A 19,490-nucleotide genomic window follows, 5' to 3' on the forward strand; every position below is an offset into this window, starting at 1 on the left:
TACGGCTCCAGCCGCGCCATCTGCTCGTCCGTCAGCCAATATAGGTCGCTCATGCCCAGTCTCCTCGCAGAGCCTGAATCAGATCGCGACGCTTACATCAATGGGTCCTGACCCTAGTAGCGGCGCCGTCCCTGAGCCCGCGACCTGGGGTATGATAATCGTCGGCTTCGGGCTGACCGGCGCGGCAATCCGCCGTCGCAGGGCCGAAATCGCCTTCGCCTGATCGACGGTCAGTGGTGGTCCAGAAAGGCGTCGGCCTGTGGCCGGCGCCATTTTGTGCGGCACCCGACCAAGCGCCAGATGAACCTCGTTTTGGCGATACTAGCGTCAGCTTGTGAGGCTAGAAAATGTGGCCTCGAAAGAACAGAGTTGGGCGCGTTGCAGACTGGCTGGTCCGCAGCTTCGACGACCCATAACTCGACGTTCACGCCGCCCTGCCAGCACCCCGAAAGCCGCCGCTCGTCAAGTTTTCGGGTCAGGCTATTTGAAAGAGCGAGGCGGAGGCATTTCGGACTGCAGCGAGACGCTACCACTAGATCACCACGATCGGCCGTAGAACGCGCGGACGCCCCGCTTGTCAGTGGCTCGGCGGGGCGGAACCACCTGCTGATGCACATTAGGAAGCGTTCTTCGGCCCGAGTTGGCATTTGCCGCGCCATACGGTTACGGCCCGCTGACGCAAACAGCAGGCGCACGAAGGGCACGATGCCAGCTTTCTCGACATACCGCGCCTGGCTGCAGAAGCTGGTTGAGGGACGAACGAACAAGGCGCACGGAGCCGTCGCGCTCTTCAACCGGCGCTTCGCGACCGGTGCCGGCGCGGTGCTGCTGGGGCTCGCCGCACTCGTCTTCGCCAAGCTCGGCGATGTTTCGCAGATGCTGTTCGGGCGGCTAGTAGCGTCCTGGCCGTACGCGCCGCTTCTGCTGACACCCGTAACGTTCGGTCTCGTCGCCTACGTAACCGCGCGCTGGGCACCCGAGGCGCGCGGCTCTGGCATTCCGCAGGTGATCGCTGCGTCGCGCGATCCTGGCGGCAAGAGCGGCGGGCCGCTCGTCTCGCTACGGACGGCCGCCGCCAAGATCGCAATGACGCTGGCGATACTCGGCGCAGGCGGTGCGGTCGGTCGCGAAGGGCCCACCGTCCAGCTTAGCGCGGCGATCATGGTCGCCTGCCACCGCCTGTTGCGCGTGCCCGTCACCGCTGGCGTCTTGATCGCAGGCGGCGCGGCCGGCGTCGCCGCCGCCTTCAACACGCCGCTTGCTGGAGTCGCGTTCGCGATCGAGGAGCTTGCCTCTGCCTATGAGCAGAAGGTCGCGGTGTTGGTGATGGTCGCGGTGATGATCGCCGGGATGGTCAGCCTCGGGATTGCCGGCGATTATGTCTATTTTGGTACGATGCGACAAACGCTCGCGCTCGGATCGGTGCTCGTCGTCGCCCCCGCCGCCGGGGTCCTCGGCGGCCTGGCCGGCGGCCTGTTCACGCGCATCGTACTCGCGGTCGCGACACCAACGCGCGGCCGGCTGGTGCGCGCCAAGCGACGTCCTGTAATGATCGCATGTCTGTGCGGCGCGGTGGTCGCGATCCTCGGCCTCGTTTCCAACGGCGCGACCTGGGGCACCGGGTTCGAAGCGACTCGGCAGCTGGTCGAGGGGCATTATGAACCCTTGTGGTTCGGCCTCGCCAAGTTCGTGTCAGCGTTGATGGCGACGCTCAGCGGCGCGCCGGGCGGCGTGTTCGCACCGTCGCTCGCGGTCGGTGCAGGCTTTGGCAATCTGCTGACAGCCGCATTTCCAGATGATCCAGCAGGCGCAGTGGTGCTGCTCGGCATGATCGCGTACTTCGTGGGCGTCGTCCGCGCGCCGTTGACCGCCGTCATTATCATTAGCGAGACAACCGCCAGCCGGGGTATGATCATCCCCTTGTTCGCCACCGCACTGATCGCCGACGTCGTTAGCGCGATGATTTGCAAGGAGCGCTTGTATCACGGCCTTGCTAAACCGTTCCTGCAACCGACGCCGGCAAACGTCGAAACGGATGCCATCTGACCCATCGCTCTTGCGCTCGCCAAAGGACCATTCGGCGTTGGTCAGCCGGCGCAACTTCGACCCAGTCCCGTCGTTCCAGCGATGTTTACCGCCGGCCGTTTCTGGACGTTGGTTCAGGGGACCTGCTTACGCATCGGCGTAGCCCTTGTAAGGCGCGAAGCTAAGCGGATCGAAGAAGCGTTGCGCATTGCGAGCCTCCGCGCGAACGCTGTCACAGCTTGATCGTGATGACATTTAGGCGTTCACTGCCGGCGATGGGAGGAGACGCGCCGTGCAAATCGACCGCAGGAAATTGCTGATAGTTGCAGCAGCGTCGACGGTGGCGTGGCCGCGCCCCATCAAGGCCGCAACGTTCACAATACCCACTGTCGATAAACTCGAACTAACCGTCCTGATCGACAGCACCACGGCGGTCTTTGGCACACCGATCGACACACCGATCATCAAGGTGTTGCCGCCCCCGATAACGCGTGACTATCATCAGGCGTTCGCTGGTCAGTGGGGCTATTCCTTGCTCGTGCGTTCAAGCATCGGAGCTGCGGCGCGCACTACGCTCATAGACTTCGGCTACACGCCTGAGGCGCTGCTAGGCAACATGGCGCTGCTCGGTATCGACGCCGCGACTGTCGATGCGATGGTGCTGAGCGACGGCCACTACGATCATTTCGGTGGCCTCGACGGCCTGCTCACGGCAGGTCGCTTACGACGCGGCACACCGCTATTTGTGGGCGGTGAGGAGGCGTTCTGCGCACGCGTCCGCGGTCCCGACCCAGATGGACCGCCGTTTGGCGCGATCGACCGTGCGGCGCTGCTCCGCGCGGGCGTGGTCCCGGTTATTTCGGGAGATCCAAGGATCGTAGCGGGCCAGGGCTTTACCACGGGTCGTATCCCGTTCGTCTCGACTGAGCGGCCGCGGGTCCCGACCGGCATGTTGCCCGGTCAGGGCTGCGACCGCGCCCTGCTCGATCCGATCAAGCGTGACGCACGTTTTCTCGTCGACGATGCCGTCCACGAACTCGGCACGGCGTACCATCTCGCCGGCCGAGGATTGGTCGTGATCGGCTCGTGCAGCCATCGCGGGATCATCAACACTGTACGGCAGGCGCAGGAAGTGTCCGGCGTAGACCGGGTACACGCGATCGTGGGCGGTTTCCATCTTGTACCGCCGCAGACGGCCGCGCAGGCGCGGGAGACCGTTGCGCTGATGCAAGCGCTCAACCCCGATATCGTCATCCCCGGTCACTGCTCAGGCGAAACTTTCATCGCGGCAGCGCAAGCGGCGATGCCAGGAAAGGTGATCCGCTCGATCGTTGGGACCCGCTATCTGTTCGGCCGAGCCTGAGGAGAGACCGATGCGTCACGTCTTTGCCGCTGCCCTATTGCTTGCAGTGCCCGGCGCACCCGTCCGCGCTCAGCTCGTAGCGACGGCACCGGCACTATCGCTTGATCACGTTGGCATCCAGGCAGCGGACCTCGGACGGTCCGCCGCCTTTTACGCACGGGTACTTGGCCTGCGCGAGGTTCCGGCACCGTTTCCGCGCGACGCCGCGCGCTGGTTCGTGCTTGGCGGCGGCCGGATGCTGCATATCGTCGCCCACGGCAAGCCAGGCGCCCCACACAACCGTTGGGATCATTACGCACTGACCTGCGCAGATCTGGACGCAATGGTCATGCGACTGAACGCACTCCACATCGGGTGGACGGACATGGACGGCCACCATGCGGTCCAGATCCGACCGGATCGCGTCCGACAGATTTTTGTGCGTGATCCTGACGGCTACGTTGTCGAGATCAACGACGCGCATCCCACCGTGTCAGATTGACCCACAAACAGCCGTTGGCGCACCGTTTCCGTCGCTCCGAAACCTGCCGCTCGTTTATGTCTAACGTTCTACGATAACGTCCTTTATTTGATGCCGATCATGCCCATATAATCACATAGCGGCGACCCTCTTCCGGCTTGCCAATCCCACGAATGGACAGGCCTAAGAGATGATGACTGCAGCAAAGCAGATTACGACCGGAAACGACGGTCTCGATGCGATCATGCACGGCGGTTTGCCGGCGAACCAACTCTACCTTCTTGAGGGCATACCGGGTTCGGGCAAGACGACGCTTTCGCTGCAATTTCTTCGCTGTGGAGTTCTACTGGGCGAGAAAACGCTCTACATAACGCTGTCGGAGACCAAGCGGGAGCTTGCCGTTGTAGCTACCTCACATGGCTGGGATATCGACGATTTCACGATTTTAGAACTCAGCGCCATGGGCGACGTTTTTGGCGAAGGCCAAGAGCAATCGGTGTTGCACCCTTGGGAAATTGAACTGAGTGAAACAGTAAAGCTCATTCAGGCTGAGGTTGACCGCGTAAATCCATCACGCGTCGTTTTCGACAGCCTCTCCGAGCTGCGGCTGCTGGCTCAGGATACGCTGCGCTATCGACGCCAGGTTTTGGCCCTTAAGCAGTATTTCGCGAGCCGCGACGTTACGGTGATTCTCGTCGACGACATGAGCGGCGCCGCTGATGGCACAAGCAGTCATCTTCATAGCCTGTGCCACGGCGTCATCACGTTAGACCGTCTGACGCTCGATTTTGGCGCGGCTCGCCGTCGCCTTCAGGTTCAAAAGCTCCGAGGCGTCGATTTCGTCGCGGGCTACCACGATATGAACATCCGAAAGGGCGGCCTTGATATCTACCCGCGGCTCATCGCTGCCGACCATCACACCTCTTACGTAGGAGAGCCGGTTCCGAGCGGCGTGGCAGAGCTGGACTCGCTCATCAACGGGGGGCCGCTGCGGGGAACCTGCACGCTGATCACCGGCCCGGCCGGCACTGGAAAGACGACGATTGCGCTGCAATATGCGCATGCCGCCTGTGAACGCGGTGAATGCGCGACGATCTACGAGTTCGACGAGCGTATCGGAACTTTGGAGGCTCGAGCCAAGGCATTTGGTCTCGATATTCAGAAGCACATCGATGCCGGCTGTCTGGTCATTCACCAGATTGATCCCGCCGAGCAATCGCCAGGCGAATTCGCCACGCGCGTCCGGCGCGACGTCCAGGATCGTGGGGCGCGGATGATCATTATCGACAGCCTCAACGGCTATCTTTCTGCCATGCCGCAAGAACAGCAGCTTATCCTCCAGATGCATGAGTTGCTTTCTTACCTGAACCAGCAGGGGGTGCTGACTCTGCTCATCAACCCGCAGCAGGGTCTGCTGGGCACGATGGCGTCCAACCTCAACATTTCCTACATCGCCGACGCGGTTATGATGCTGCGGTTCTTTGAGGCTGATGGTCGTATCCGCAAAGCGATCTCAATTATCAAAAACCGGGCCGGCCCCCATGAGGACGCGATCCGGGAATTCCGGATCGACGCGCACGGGGTTCGTGTCGGTGAACCGCTAACGGCATTCAAGGGGGTTCTTACCGGCACCCCCGAATACACCGGTGAGCGCGCGCCGCTGATGGAAGACCGCTAAGGTGGGGCACCGCACTGCCGCCGAAGGCCACAAAGTACTTGTCATTGCCCCGTTCGGGCGGGATGCCGAGAGTTTGAGGGGCGTCCTTGAACCACAAGGGTATCACGCGATCGTCTGTAAGGATGTCGAGGGACTGGCTGCGGCGATCGATGACGAGGTCGGCGCCGTCCTTCTGACAGACGAGGTGCTGAAAGGTGACATCGCGCCATTGCGGGCGGCTCTTGCGGCACAGCCCGCCTGGTCGGATGTACCGTTTATCATTCTGGCTGCGCGTCATAGCGCCCCGACGCGACGCGACGAAGCTGTAAGAGCGAAGCTGGCGGGCGTTGTAAGTAACGCGATCGTCCTGGAACGGCCGATTGGCTCCGCATCGTTGACCAGCGCGACAGCATCGGCAATGCGGGCGCGCCAAAAGCAATTTGATATGAGGGACCAGTTACACGAGCTGGAAAAAGGGCGTGAAGCGCTGGCGGCTAGCGGAGCGGAGCTTCGTCTCGTCGCAGACTCCTTGCCGGTCCTGATCGGCTTCCTTGGCAGTGACTACCGCTATCGATTTGCGAACCGTGCCTATGAAGACTGGTTCTATGTAACACCGGAGGACGTGATCGGGCGCGATGTCCGAGAGGTTTTGGGAGCGGAAAATTTCGCGATTCGTGAATCCAGTATCAGCGCCGCGCTTGCCGGTGAGGCGGTTCAGCTCCAAGTGCCATGGCCGCACCGGGACGGGCGACGGCGCGAGGCTGAAATCCGCTATCTGCCGCGTCGAGATGCGCAAGGTAACGTAGATGGCTTCTACATTTTCGTGCAGGATATTACCGAGCGCAAGGAAGCGGAAGAGTTGCTGGAGGCGCGGGTAAGCGAGCGCACGATTGCGCTGACGACCGAGATGGAAAGTCGAGTGCAGGCTGAAACAGCGCTTCGACAAAGTCAAAAGATGGAGGCTGTTGGTCAGCTTACTGGTGGCATCGCGCACGACTTCAACAATATGTTGACCGGCGTCATCGGTGCACTCGATATTATCAAACGGCGTATCGCCAGTGGGCGGCTCGATGATCTTGATCGGTTTATGGACGCCGCATCCACGTCCGCCCAGCGCGCTGCCGGGCTGACCGCGCGCCTGCTGGCTTTTTCACGGCGCCAATCGCTGGATTCCAAGCCGATCGATACTGGCCATCTTCTGGTGTCCCTTGAGGATTTGCTGCGACGTACAATCCGCGAAAATATCGCCCTCAGGATCGTGACAGCGGACGATGTGCCTTCCGCCATCGCAGATGCCAACCAGCTCGAAAACGCGATCTTGAATCTTGCGATTAACGCGCGTGACGCCATGCCCGAGGGGGGACAGCTCACGATCGAGACCAGGATCGTCGATCTTGATGATAGCTACGCTGCATCTCGGCCAGATGTGAAGCCAGGTCGTTACGTCGTAGTGTCGGTGTCGGATACTGGCGTTGGCATGGCACCCGAGGTGCTTGAAAAAGTATTCGATCCGTTCTTCACGACAAAACCGATTGGCCAAGGTACGGGACTTGGTCTCTCGATGGTCTACGGCTTTGCCCGGCAGTCCGGCGGTCAGGTTCGGGTTCATAGCCAGCAAGGCGTTGGGACTACAGTTTCCATATACCTCGTTGCGGGTGAAGCCGTGGCCGAGGAAGAAAAGACTGGTGTGGCTCCGGTGCCTCAGGGTCAGGGGCAGAATGTGCTGCTTGTCGAGGACGATCCTTCAGTCAGGCTGCTTGTCCGCGAAGTGCTGGAGGAGTTGGCGTATAATACGATCGAGGCCAAGGAGGCGGATGCCGCGATCCCATTCCTGGCTTCAGATCAGCCTATCGATTTGATGATCTCCGATGTCGGCCTGCCCGGTATGAACGGGCGCCAGCTTGCAGAGATCGCGCGCCAGCACCGTCCCGACTTGCCGGTTCTCTTTATCACCGGCTATGCTGAGAATGCCGCTATCCGAGCAGGATTCCTTGGAACCAACATGGCGATGATCACGAAGCCGTTTGCAATTGATGAGCTTGCCACACGTGTGTCTGAGATGCTGGCACGGGCTGCAACGCCTATGACGTAAAAGCTGCACGCGGCTAGCAAACTGGCAACTTTGTAGGATCGAGGACCCAGAAGCAGACGTTCGGCACCGCATGGCCGCGTTCCCTAATCGGACATTTGTTCATGTTCGAGGAGCACTCCAAATCGAGAGTATCATCCCCACCCCACTGAAGCGCGCTTTCGGGGCAGGGCTCGGCGCAGCTTTCTGTCCTCATCTCCGGGCGTCTCCACCCGCGCCGGAAAATGCGAAACGACGTTCGAAGCTTTGCGCCCCAGGATTTGCGCCAACGGGGAGATCATTCTCCTCGCATGATCCGATAGGGTTCGACACGCTGCGACAGGGGGATTGCTTTCCAGCTGAGGCGGATTACGCCTTCGCGGACCAGTTGGTCCACTGCCGCGTGGACGACCGGCATGGCGCCGCGCCAGTCCCCGCCAGCCGACGCCGCCAATGCTCTCGCCACTTCGCTTGGACAAACCGAGGCGCTCGAAGCGCGCGTCGCCAACAGGGCGATCGTGAGCTCTCGCGCCTGGTCCGTCGGATTCGACATCAGATCATCCGCCTTGCTCTCGAAACGCGATCATCCGCATGGCCCGGCCGACAAGCATGAAGCAAGACGATATCGTTTAATTACCTCTACTTTGGCCGATATCTTCCCTATCGTGCCCGCCAATCGAAAGGTCTCGTATCCAGTGTCGGCAGTACGGCTTGCGGGCGTCAGCAAACATTTCGGCAGCTCTCGCGTGCTTGAACCGACCGACCTGACGATCGACGACGGCGAATTCCTCGTCATCGTCGGCCCGTCCGGCTGTGGCAAATCCACCCTGTTGCGGCTGATCGCGGGCCTCGAAGAACCGGACGGCGGGCGGATTTTCGTGGGTGATCGCGACGTCACCGACGCCGCCCCGGCGGATCGCGGCCTGGCGATGGTCTTCCAGTCCTACGCGCTCTATCCCCATCTCACGGTCGCCGAAAACATCGCTTTTCCGCTGAAAGTTGCCAAATGGCGCAAGACGGCGATCGCCGAGCGCGTCGATGCGGTCGCGCGGACGATGGACCTGTCCGATCTGCTGGACCGTCGGCCGCGCGCGCTATCGGGCGGGCAACGCCAACGCGTCTCGATCGCTCGCGCGATCGCCCGGCAGCCGCAGGTTCTGTTGCTCGACGAGCCACTGTCCAACCTCGACACGGCATTGCGCGTGAAGATGCGGCACGAACTGGCGCGCCTCCACCAGCAGCTCGGCACGACCATGATCTACGTGACGCACGATCAGCTCGAAGCGATGACGCTGGCCAACCGCATCGTCGTGATGTCGAACGGCAGGATCGAGCAGGTCGGCGCGCCGATGGATCTGTATCGCCGACCGGCGAGCCTGGCGGTAGCGACAGCGATCGGGTCGCCCGGCATGAACTTCCTGGCGGCGACGGTGACGACGAGCAGCCCGACCGGAACGACGGTGCGCCTGGCCGACGACACGATGCTGCAGGTGGCGATCGACGTGCCGGCCACGGCGATCGGCACCGCGGTCACGCTGGGGATCCGGCCCGAACATCTGCGGATCGATGCGGAGGGGCCGTTCGGCGGCGCGGTCGAATTGTTCGAACGTCTCGGGCCATTGTCGTTCGCACATCTGGGTGCGCGCGGTGCCGCCGGCACGATCGTCGCGCAATTGCCCGGCGATCGCGCCGTGGTGCTGGGTGAGGAACTGCGCTTCGCCGTCGCGCCGGGCGAAACGCAGCTATTCGGCACGGACGGCCGGGCCTTTCCCTCAACCCTTGATGCCGCCCCCCAGCAGTCCGGTTATGTAGTAACGCTGTAGGGCGAGGAACAGCAGCAGCACGGGCATCGTCGTCACCACCGCGCCCGCCATCATCAATTCGCCGTCCGCCGCATGTTCGCGCGCGATGCCCGCGATCGCGACAGGCAGCGTGTAGAGATGCTGGTCCGCCAGCACGATCAAGGGCCACAGAAAGTCGTTCCAGCTTCCGAGGAATATAAACAGCGCCAGCGTCACCGTCACCGGTGCTAACAATGGCAGGACGATCGCGCGAAAGATGCGCAGCTCGCTTGCGCCGTCCAGTCGCGCCGCATCGATCAGCTCGTCCGGAATGCCCAGCGTCGCTTGCCGCACGAACAGGATCGCAAAGATTCCCGCCAGACCCGGCAGGATCACGCCGGCATAGGAATTGACCAGCCCCAATTCCTTGAAGATCAGGAACAGGGGCAGCATCGCCACCTGCCCCGGCACGACCAAGGATGCGATCAGCACCTTCACCAACCGTTCGCGCCCGCGAAACTTCAGCTTCGCGAAGGCGTATCCCGCCGGTGCGGTCAGCAGCAGTCCGAGCACGGTCGACACCGCGGCGACGAACAGCGAATTGCCGATCGCAGGCACGATCCGATAGTCGAACCAGGCGCCATCGAACTGCCGCCGCACCAGCAGTTCGTAATAATTCTCGATGCTCCACCGGCTCGGCCAGAATGGCGGCGGGAAAGCATTCGATTCGCCGCGCGGCATGAACGACACCGTCACCATCCACGCCAGCGGCGCGATCGTCACCACCGCAAGCAGCGCGACCGCGGCGTTGAGCAGGACGGCGCGAAGCTTTTTCACAGCCATTCGTAGCGCCTGCCGATTCTCGTCTGCACCAATGTCAGCATCAGGATCATCAGAAACAGGACGAACGCCACGGTCGAGGCCTGCCCCAAGTTCCACCATTTGAACCCTTCGTCGAACATGAAATACATGATCGTGACGGTGCTTTGCGCCGGGCCGCCCAGGGTCATCACATACGGCTCGGCGAAGATCTGCAGGAAACCCGCGACGCTCATCACCGCCGACAGCAGCAAGGTCGGCCCGATCGCGGGCAGCGTGACGTGGCGGAACCGCGTCCAGAACCCCGCCCCGTCGAGCCGCGCCGCTTCCATCAGATCGTGCGGTACCGCCGAAAGTGCGGCGATGAAGACGACCATGTTGTAGCCGAAGATCTTCCACGTCACGAAAATCAGGATCGCGGGGATCGACGCGCGGGGATCGCCCAGCCAATCGACCGGCGCGACGCCGATCAGCCCGAGCGCATAATTGATCACTCCGAACCGCGTGTTGAGCAGGAAGCGCCACACCACGGCGGTGGCGACGATGCTCGTGACATAGGGCGCGAACAGCACGACGCGCCAGAACGGTTTCCACCGTACCGTGGCCGAATTGAGCAGCAGGGCGGCGAACAGCGACGCACCGATCGCGGCCGGCACCCCCAGGATCGCGAACAGGGCCGTGTTCCACAGCGACCGCCAGAACAAGGGATTGCGCGCGAGATCGACGAAGTTGCCGAGCCCGACGAAGGTCAGGTTGGACCAATCGGCCAGCGCATACAGGCTGTAATCGGTCACGCTCAGCACCAGTGCGAGCATCGTCGGCACGACGAACACCAGAAGGATCACCGCCAGCACGGGCAGCGTGAACAGCCAGGCTGTCCGGGATTGCCGCGTCATACGAGCTTGCCCGCCTGGACCAGGCTGCGGCGCTTGGCGAGCAGCACGTCGATGCGCACGTCCATCTGGCGCGTCCCCTCCGCGATCGTCATCAGCCCGCGCACCACGCGTTCGGCGACGAGTTGCACCTCGGTCCGGATCCGTTCCCATTCGACGATGTTCGGCCCGTAGGCGGGCTGCAGCATCTGGTCCGCGAACGGCTTCAGCACCGGCGTAGCGAGTTTGGGACTTTCCCAGGCGCTGCGCCGCGCCGGCAGATTTCCGATCAGGCTTTGGAAGCGCAATTCGCTGACGGCCGAGGTCATGTGTTCGACGAGCCTCCAGGCATCGGCCGATCGCCGCGACGACGCCGACACCGCCAGGCTCGAACTCACCCCCGACGCTGCCGCGGGCCCGTTCGGCCCCGGCATCCTGGCCGTGCCCCACAGCTCCGGCGCGATCTCGCTGCGTCGGCGATGGAGATCGAGCAACAGCGTCGGGCCGCTCGGGTAGATCGCGAAATATCCCTGGGCGAACGCCGCGAGCGGATCCTGTATCTCGGTCGACAGCACGCGCGGCGCCAGCCCCTCGTCGAAGATCGATTTATAGAAACCGAGCGCGCGGCGGAATTCGGGCGTGTCGAAATTGCCCCGCGTATCGCGTTCACGCAATGGCGGCGTGCCGATCTGCCCGGCGAACGTGAACAGCGCGTCCCACCAGTTGAGCAGCATCAGAAAGGCGAACTCGCCCGGCCGCTGCCGTTTCAGCCGGTGCCCCATGGCGCGCCAATCCTCCCAGTTGGTCGGCGGCGTCGCGTAGCCGGCGCGGTCCAGCAAATCGCGGCGGAAGAACTGCACCTGCGGCGCGACCGACCACGGCACCGCATAGTCCATGCCGGCGTGCCGCACCGTTTCCAGCACGCCGGGATATTGATCGCTCACGAACGATGCGTCTGGCACGCGGGCCAACCCGCCGATCAGCGCGAATTCGCCGACCCAGCCATTGGGGAGCATCAGCACGTCCGGCAAGGAGCCACCGGCCTGCGCGGTTAGCAATTTCTCGTGCGCCGCGGTCCATGGCAGGGTCTGCACCTCGACCGGAATGCCGGTCTTCGCGGTGAAGGCGGGCATCAGATGCGGGGCGTAATCGCCCTCATAGCTCATCGCCCATACCGTCAACGCCGTCGGGTCGCGCCGGCCGGCGCACGCGGCGAGCAGAGCGGCGGCACCGCATCCCATCAAGCTCCGGCGCGACGGACGCCATCGTTCCGAAATGTCGCCGCCCCTCATCCATCGTGTGTGACAGTCCTTGTCGCGTCGCGCCAGCGCCAAGCCGAACTGCGACTTTATTCTTACTGATCTCGATCAAGATCGGTCGAATTTCGCCGGTGTTTAGTTGACGGTGCAATTGCTTAAGCCTTCCGACCGGTCCACGCTAAATCACAAGGCGTCATTTCAGGAGTGCGCCGTAAGGGAATACAGGATGCCGTTTTCGACCCGCGCCGCCATGTTGGCGAGCGCCGCCGCTTTGTTCATTACGACATCTGCGATCGCTCAGACCGTTTCTTCGGAACAACCTGCTTCCGACGACGCGCCAGACGCCGTCATCGTCGTCACCGGATCGCGCATCGTCCGCCTCGATTACGCCTCGCCGAACCCGATTGTGTCGCTCAGCGCGGACACTCTCCAGCAGTCCGGCACGACCAACATCACCAGCTTCCTGCAACGCGTGCCGGCGCTGACCAACTCGGTCGATAGCACGAGGTCCGCCGGCAATGCGCAGAATGAGGCGTCGATCGGCCAGGCGGGGCTCAATCTGCTCGACCTGCGCGGGCTCGGCACCAATCGCACGCTGGTCCTGGTCAATGGCCGTCGCCACGTCGCCAGCCAGTCGGAAACCGCCGCGGTCGACATCAACGCAATCCCCACCGACCTGATCTCGCGTGTCGATGTGCTGACAGGTGCGGCTTCGGCTGTTTACGGTGCCGACGGCGTGTCGGGCGTTGTCAATTTCATCCTCAAACGCGATTTCGAAGGCCTGTCGGCGCGCAGCCAGTTCGGCATCTCCAGTCGTGGCGACGCCGCCCAGCGTTTCGCCTCGATCGTTGCCGGCCGCAATTTCGCCGATGGCCGCGCCAATGTGACGTTGGCGTACGAATATAACGCCGAACAACCACTGGCGAACGACGACCGCGATTATCTGCGCTCCGCCAACCGGCTCAACTTCGTCAATCTCGATAATTACGATCCGGCGCGCACCGGCAGTTACCAGCAGGGTCCGGTGGCGGACATCCGATATCCGCAAAGCTCGAACCAGGGCATCGTCTATATCGGCAACCAGATATTCCGGGGCGACGGGGCGATCTATACGCCCGGTCGGCAACTGGTGAACGACGGCTTCACGCTGGGCGGCGACGACACGCCGGTTGCCGGCTATATCGGCGATATCCTGCCGCGAACGCGCCGACATGCGATCAATCTGTTGACCCGTTTCGATGCTTCAGACGCGTTCAAGCTGAGCATCGAAGCCAAGTTCGTTCAGTCCCGCGCGCGCACGTTCAGCGGTTACAGCGGCACGTATCCGGCCACCATCGCGCTCGACAACCCGTACATTCCGCAGAGCATCCTGCGTGCGGCGCAGGCTAACGGCGACGGCGCGGTCTATATCAGCCGCAACAATTTCGACTTTCCCCGTCGCGGGGAGGATGATCGTCGTCGCACGTGGCGGGGGGTGATCGACGCCACGGGCAAGCTCGGCGATCATGCCAGCTACGACGTGTCGTACACCTATGGCCGCACCGACGTGCGGGCGACCAAGCTCAATGATCGGTTGCCCGACCGCTTCTCCCAGGCGCTCGACGCCGTGCGCGATCCGGCAACCGGCAGGATCGTGTGCCGCTCGGCATCGGCGCGCGCCGCAGGGTGCCTGCCGCTGAACACGTTCGGCGGCAACACGGCCGATCCAGCGGCGTTCGCATATTTCCTCGCCGATCCCGTCAGTGACGCGCGGATCGAGCAGCATGTCGTCAACGCATCGTTGTCCGGCGATTTCGGCGCGCTGTTCAAGTTGCCGGGCGGCCCTGTGCAGTTCGCGGTCGGCGGCGAATATCGCCGTGAATCGAGCCGTTTCCGCCCCGGCCAGCAGTTGATCGACGGCATATTCTACAATCCCGATGCCGGGATCTACGATGAAACGGTCGTGCCCACACCGTCCAGCGGCAAGTTCGACGTCGTTGAGGCGTTCGGCGAACTGAACCTGCCCCTGTTGAAGGATCGGCCGTTCGCGCACATCCTCTCGGTCGGTGCCGCTGGCCGCTATTCCAGATATTCGACGATCGGCAGCACCTGGACCTATCAGTTCAACGGGGTCTGGGCTCCGGTCGAGGATATCAGCTTTCGCGGTTCCTACGGCCGCTCGGTCCGTGCGCCGAACATCGCCGAGATCTTTCGCCCGCGCACCGGCTATGTCGATTTCATCGACGACCCCTGCTATCTGAGCAACCGCAGTCAGGGCACGCAGTTCCGCGACGCCAATTGCCGCGCGATCGTCGCCGCCGCGGGCGGCAATCCAGCGACCTTCACCGCCGCCAACAATCCGGATGCCGCGGTCAACATTCCCGGCGCGCAGCAGGGCAATCCCAACCTCCGCCCGGAAGCCGCGCGCACTTGGACCGCCGGCCTGGTGCTGCGCCCGCGCTTCCTGCCCAGGTTGCAGATCGGGCTGGACTGGTACGACATCCGCCTGAGCGATGCGATCAGTCAGGCGTCGCCCTCCACGATCGCCGCTCTGTGCGTCGACCAGCCGACGATCGGCAATCCTTTCTGCGCCACGGTCAGCCGCAGGCAAGGCACCGGCTATATCAACGGGTACACGATCCAGCCGGAGAACGTGGCCGAGTTCAGGACCTCGGGCCTGGAGCTCAACGCGAGCTACCGCATACCGGCCGGCAAGCTCGGCGCGTTCGACCTGCGCCTGATCGGCGGATATCTTCATCGGCTGGAACAGGTCGCCACCCCGGGTGCGGCAGTCGAGAGCAACGCTGATCGCCCGTTCCGCCCGAAATACACCGTTACCTTCTCGCCGACCTGGACGATCGACGCGCTGACGATCGCCTACAATCTGCGCTGGCAGGATGGCGTGCGCCGCTTCTCCCGCTTCGCGACCGACGACAATCCGAGCTTCGTCGATCCACGCTACTTCCGGTTCATGGCACTCTGGCAGCACGACGTGCAGGCGCAGATCGCGGTGGGCAAGGATTTCGCCTTCTATGGCGGCGTCACCAATCTGACGGATCAGAAGCCGGACATCGGCTTCGATACCAACGTGCCCGTATCGCCGGTCGGCCGTTACCTCTATGTCGGCGCGAAGATCGGCCTGGGTTCGCGCTGATCTCCCTCCTTTCGAAAGCGCCGATGCACGTCCCCTTTCCGTTCGATCTGCCCGCCTACGACGTCGTCATTCCATGCTACAACCGCGCGCATGTCGTCGCCGACGCAGTGTCGAGCATGCTCGCGCAGGACCCCGCGCCGCGACGGATCGTCGTGGTCGATGACGGCTCGAGCGACGACAGCGCGGCGGTGATCCGCGCGCTTGCCGCCGCGCATGCCTCGGTCGAGGCGATGATCCTGCCGCGGAACGGCGGCGCGTCCCATGCCCGCAACGCCGGGGTGGCGTTGTGCGAGGCGCCTTGGGTCGCGTTCCTCGACAGCGACGACATATGGCTGCCGGGCGCCGCGCGCGCTTTGCTCGGCACCACCGACGCAGTGCATCTCGATATCATCGTCGGGCAATTCGCACGTGTCGAAGGTGATAGCCCACCGATGCTGCCGGAATGCGCATGGAGCGGCGGCGACATTCGCGCTGCGTTGGCGGGCGGCGGGGTGATCGGGCCGAGTTGGTCGATCGTGCGCCGGCGCACGGTGATGGCCGTCGGTGGGTTCGACCCGAGCTTCCACAATTGCAATGACTGGGATTTCTACACCCGCGCCGCGGCTGATGGTGCCCGCTTCGGCAGGGTCGAGGCGACGATCGCTTTATACCGAACCGTTGTCGGGGATCGGCTGGTCAACGATCATATCGCAGGCGCCCGCAATGCCGGGCGCGTACTCGCGCACCCGTATTTTGTCGGGCCATTCGGCCTGGACTAGGGTCTGCTCCACACGCTGGCTGACCGATAAGTTACGCGACAACCGCTTCGATCCCGTCGAGCTGCGTTTGAAAGGCCGGACCTATGTCATCCGCCAGCAGGACGACGCGCGCGGTCGGGAGGTGACTGCGTTAGACGTCCTAGGCGGAGCCGCGCCGCGGGCGATGACAAACGTGCATAACCTGACGTTGCCGCAATGGAAGGCGCTGGCGTCGAAGCCCAGATAGTGCGGCCTGATCCCGCTCACCGAGTTCTGCAAATGGGCGCCCGATAGGAACGATCTGGGCGGCGGCGAGCCGACGCTGAAGGACGAGATATGGTTTCAGGTAACGGCCCGGCCGATGTTCGCGGTGACTGGATTTTGGCAACACACTAAGGAGGGTACCGGTTTCGCGATAGTGACGTGCTATCCGAAAGGCTGGTCGCGCCTATCAACCCGAAAGTGATGTTTGCGATCCTAAATCCTGAGGATCACGACCGCTGGCTGACTGGCGCGTTTACGAAGTTGTTGCTCTTCAGCGGCATGACGTTGCTGATCTGATGACCGTTTGCGGACCTGTCGTTTCAAACCCGCCAGAAAAGCGCGCTAAGTGGTTAATAAAGTGTAAGAATTTATTACGCAAACCTCAGCGAGAGCGGCCGTTTACCATCGTTACCCGCGCCTAAGTGCCGTTGGCACAGTGATTGCTAACATCACAACGACGCCTGGGGATGGGCTTTCAACAGAGGATATGACGATGAAGATAACCAACCTCCTGCTCGCTGCCGCCGTTGCAGTTTCCGGCCTGACCGCGACGGCTGCCAATGCTACCGCGATCAATTACAATTTCTCAAATGCCTCCTATTCGGGTAATGGCGACACTGCTAATATCACCGGTAGCTTCGTTTGGGACACCTCGAGCAATTCGGTCACATCTTCCAACATTGGCCTGACTGGGAATGCTGGTTCGACACCCGTCACTTGCACTAACTGCTCGACGAATTTCTATAATCCAGAGCATTTTGCAATCAATTTGGGTCCGCAGGCGCTATATCTTACCTTTGCGAGTTCGCTTTCCGCCGGCGGCAGCGTAGCCCTTTCGTTGTTTGCGCCTACCCAAGGCAACCAGCCTGAATATCAGGGCCGTTCACCATTCACGATCGTGAGCGGAGCAGCAGTCCAGGCCGCGGTGCCGGAGCCTGCTACTTGGGGTCTGATGATCCTCGGCTTCGGCATGATTGGTGCCGCCTCGCGCAGCCGCAAGGTCAAGACGACCGTCGCTTACGTATAAAAGTTCGTCTCCAGACGAACGGGAAGCCGCTGGCCTTCGGGCTGGCGGTTTCTTGTTATCTCGTGGATTCGGTGCTGCATGACCAACAACACGACACTCGACTTGTTGTTTGGCAATCTCAGCATCTAACGTTCGTTTAACCGGTCGGACCTGAAGTTACACGTTCGCTGAGCGGCGTCGTATCAAGGGCGCCGACCGTTCGATCGACCAGATTCTTCACGTCGCCGATTTCCGCAAACAGTTTTTCATAGGCGGCGCGAAGGAGCTCACAGCAACGGTCGAACCGAGCAAGCTGCGCCACCCCCTTTTCCGTCAACTGGAATATTCGCCGGCGTGCATCGTCTTCATCATCGCGATGCCAAATCAGCCCGAGGCTAACGAGCTTGGGAATTTTTTGCACGACCAGTTGATGCGAATGGCCGAGTTCCCTTGCGAGGTCCGATGCCGATGCCGCGCCCAGACTCGCGAGCATGGTCATGAGGGAGCACGAGCGCACCGGAATGACGATCCCCAGATCGTCGAAAACCGCTTTCGACTGGTCGGCGATCAGAACGCTGAGCCTCTCGACCGCCCGACCGAGAAACGCGATATCGTCGATCGCTGCTGGATTGGTCCTCCGCTCAACCAAGGCGTTTGTACGTCTGGATGGTGCCGTCCTTGTTTACACGCTCCAGCGATATCGCCTTTCCGCGTCGGTAGTTCAGCCGGTATCGGAAATCCGACACACCCTCCACCGCGAATAAATTTGGTCCCAGCGGCTGCAGGGCGGCACGGAAACGCTTCCGCCAAACGTAGAAGAGTGTGCCCTTATCGAGCGTAATCTCACGCCCCTCAAATTTCCCGACAACTTTTCGCAACGCCTCGCCACTTGCGTCGGGCTGGTGGGCAGTGGCCGTCAACGTCGGGAGAAGCCAAGCGTACTCCGCTCGTTTCGCGGTGCCGGCCTTCGCCAGGTTTTCCAGCGCCAATTTGTGCGCTAGCCGCAACGCATCGATAGAAGGGCTTTCGATGTCGGGCTGCACCCCGATGCCTTCGAAATCGCCGTGGTCCACCGGATCCCGGATCTGGCCGATCGGCACTTGCACGAAAATGTCATCGTTGACCGGTTTGCGCGCCACCGGATGCGCGCCGCCAGCGGTCCGCTCGCCGATTAGAGTCGCCCGTCCGAGCTTCTTCATCGTGTAAGAGAGCCATTCGGCGGCGGAAAAGGATGTCGAGCCGGTCAGGATGTAGACGGGCGTGCCAACCATGCGCTTGCCGGGCAGGCCGGGCAGCACCCATTGCCCACGTTCTATCCGCTTGCCGTCTTCGTTGTAATTGTAATCGAAGAGGAGCTGGTCCTTTTCGCTGGAGAAGAAATAGCTCGCCAAAAACTGCGCCATCTCCAGATATCCGCCATTATTGTAACGCAGATCAATAATCACGGCATCGCTGTTCTGGATCAATCGAATCGCTGCAGCGGCGGTATCATAGGCAAGTTCCGGGTTGGCAAAGTAGCTGAAGCGGAGGTAGCCGATGTTGCCGCTAAGGCGGCCGACTTCGTCGAAGCCGAAATTGTTCTCCTCAAGCTTTTCCAGTTCCTCTTTCCGTAGCTCGGCCTTACGGGCCGGTATCGCCGGCGCGCGAAAGTCGGCAACCCATTTCGCGTCGACACCGACGAAGAAGTGAAGGTCGCCACTGACCTTAATCAGGTCCTCGGTCAGGCGCTGGGCAAGCGCCTCCTTCGTCTTTATCGAGTCATAATCGCCCTTTGTCAGATGATCCTGAAGAGCCGGCACGATTTTTCGAGTTATCTCGGGAAACGCATAATTCGCCTCAAGCGTGCTGGTCAGCGCTCCGACGATCGCGGTCTTTTCAATCCGGGAAATGCCAGGAGCATCCGCGAACGCCGCCGTTGGATAACTGAGCGGCAGGCTCAATAGCAGGGTCGGTAGCAGTGCCGTTCGATAGCGCATATTGTTCAATTCCCAAACTTCGGGGGGCTGTACAACATATTGCGCAATATATTGCAAGCTTGCCTGCTGT

Annotated in this window: 15 protein-coding genes and 1 pseudogene; 10 read left to right on the plus strand and 6 right to left on the minus strand. The window is 62.1% G+C overall.

Features of this window, described 5'->3' with window-relative positions:
- Positions 1-121: 121 nt before the first annotated feature.
- The 6 genes and pseudogenes from U1738_RS17725 to U1738_RS17750 form a co-directional block, all read left to right on the plus strand.
- Positions 122-223: pseudogene (locus U1738_RS17725) on the plus strand (PEPxxWA-CTERM sorting domain-containing protein); the annotation flags it as partial.
- A 482-nt stretch (positions 224-705) separates the two neighbouring features.
- Positions 706-2,046, plus strand: a complete 1,341-nt coding sequence (locus U1738_RS17730; RefSeq protein ID WP_332790365.1) for a chloride channel protein — start codon at positions 706-708, stop codon at positions 2,044-2,046.
- A 271-nt stretch (positions 2,047-2,317) separates the two neighbouring features.
- Positions 2,318-3,388 carry an MBL fold metallo-hydrolase gene (locus U1738_RS17735; protein ID WP_332790366.1) on the plus strand — a complete coding sequence of 357 codons (1,071 nt, stop codon included), beginning with the start codon at positions 2,318-2,320 and terminating at the stop codon, positions 3,386-3,388.
- A 10-nt stretch (positions 3,389-3,398) separates the two neighbouring features.
- Positions 3,399-3,869, plus strand: a complete 471-nt coding sequence (locus tag U1738_RS17740; protein WP_332790367.1) for a VOC family protein — start codon at positions 3,399-3,401, stop codon at positions 3,867-3,869.
- A 172-nt stretch (positions 3,870-4,041) separates the two neighbouring features.
- Positions 4,042-5,526 (plus strand): ATPase domain-containing protein, encoded by a 1,485-nt coding sequence (locus tag U1738_RS17745; RefSeq protein WP_332790368.1) that lies wholly within the window; start codon positions 4,042-4,044, stop codon positions 5,524-5,526.
- Positions 5,527-5,599: 73 nt separating this feature from the next.
- A complete protein-coding gene (locus U1738_RS17750; protein ID WP_332790369.1) occupies positions 5,600-7,597 on the plus strand; it encodes a hybrid sensor histidine kinase/response regulator in 1,998 nt (665 codons plus the stop codon).
- A 274-nt stretch (positions 7,598-7,871) separates the two neighbouring features.
- Here U1738_RS17750 and U1738_RS17755 read toward each other — a convergent pair whose 3' ends face one another.
- Positions 7,872-8,126 carry a DUF3253 domain-containing protein gene (locus U1738_RS17755; RefSeq protein ID WP_332790370.1) on the minus strand — a complete coding sequence of 85 codons (255 nt, stop codon included), beginning with the start codon at positions 8,124-8,126 and terminating at the stop codon, positions 7,872-7,874.
- Between the two features lie 193 nt (positions 8,127-8,319).
- Between U1738_RS17755 and U1738_RS17760 the strand changes: the two genes are divergently transcribed.
- Positions 8,320-9,396, plus strand: a complete 1,077-nt coding sequence (locus U1738_RS17760; protein WP_332790371.1) for an ABC transporter ATP-binding protein — start codon at positions 8,320-8,322, stop codon at positions 9,394-9,396.
- Here the strand turns inward: U1738_RS17760 and U1738_RS17765 are convergent.
- The 3 genes from U1738_RS17765 to U1738_RS17775 are packed head-to-tail and all read right to left on the minus strand — an operon-like array spanning position 9,346 to position 12,286.
- The gene (locus U1738_RS17765; protein ID WP_332790372.1) at positions 9,346-10,197 is read right to left on the minus strand and encodes a carbohydrate ABC transporter permease; all 852 of its coding nucleotides are present in this window, start codon (positions 10,195-10,197) and stop codon (positions 9,346-9,348) included. The genes U1738_RS17760 and U1738_RS17765 overlap by 51 nt on opposite strands.
- A complete protein-coding gene (locus U1738_RS17770; RefSeq protein ID WP_332790373.1) occupies positions 10,188-11,069 on the minus strand; it encodes a carbohydrate ABC transporter permease in 882 nt (293 codons plus the stop codon). The genes U1738_RS17765 and U1738_RS17770 overlap by 10 nt, the downstream gene beginning before the upstream one ends.
- Positions 11,066-12,286, minus strand: a complete 1,221-nt coding sequence (locus U1738_RS17775; RefSeq protein WP_332790374.1) for an extracellular solute-binding protein — start codon at positions 12,284-12,286, stop codon at positions 11,066-11,068. The genes U1738_RS17770 and U1738_RS17775 overlap by 4 nt, the downstream gene beginning before the upstream one ends.
- Positions 12,287-12,530: 244 nt before the next feature.
- Here U1738_RS17775 and U1738_RS17780 point away from each other — a divergent pair, with 244 nt between their 5' ends.
- From U1738_RS17780 to U1738_RS17790, 3 genes are all read left to right on the plus strand, one after another.
- Positions 12,531-15,437, plus strand: a complete 2,907-nt coding sequence (locus U1738_RS17780; RefSeq protein WP_332790375.1) for a TonB-dependent receptor plug domain-containing protein — start codon at positions 12,531-12,533, stop codon at positions 15,435-15,437.
- Positions 15,438-15,460: 23 nt separating this feature from the next.
- Positions 15,461-16,195, plus strand: a complete 735-nt coding sequence (locus U1738_RS17785; protein ID WP_332790376.1) for a glycosyltransferase family 2 protein — start codon at positions 15,461-15,463, stop codon at positions 16,193-16,195.
- A 736-nt stretch (positions 16,196-16,931) separates the two neighbouring features.
- Complete coding sequence (locus tag U1738_RS17790; RefSeq protein WP_332790377.1) at positions 16,932-17,465, plus strand: PEPxxWA-CTERM sorting domain-containing protein; 534 nt, start codon at positions 16,932-16,934, stop codon at positions 17,463-17,465.
- Between the two features lie 136 nt (positions 17,466-17,601).
- Here U1738_RS17790 and U1738_RS17795 read toward each other — a convergent pair whose 3' ends face one another.
- Together U1738_RS17795 and U1738_RS17800 are read right to left on the minus strand one after the other, a co-directional pair.
- A complete protein-coding gene (locus tag U1738_RS17795) occupies positions 17,602-17,943 on the minus strand; it encodes a MarR family transcriptional regulator (RefSeq protein WP_332790378.1) in 342 nt (113 codons plus the stop codon).
- 142 nt (positions 17,944-18,085) lie between these two features.
- Entirely contained in the window at positions 18,086-19,477 is a 1,392-nt protein-coding gene (locus U1738_RS17800) for a S41 family peptidase (RefSeq protein WP_332790379.1), read from the minus strand.
- Positions 19,478-19,490 lie beyond the last annotated feature (13 nt).

This window comes from Parasphingomonas caseinilytica (genome assembly GCF_036663755.1).
Lineage (GTDB): Bacteria > Pseudomonadota > Alphaproteobacteria > Sphingomonadales > Sphingomonadaceae > Sphingomonas.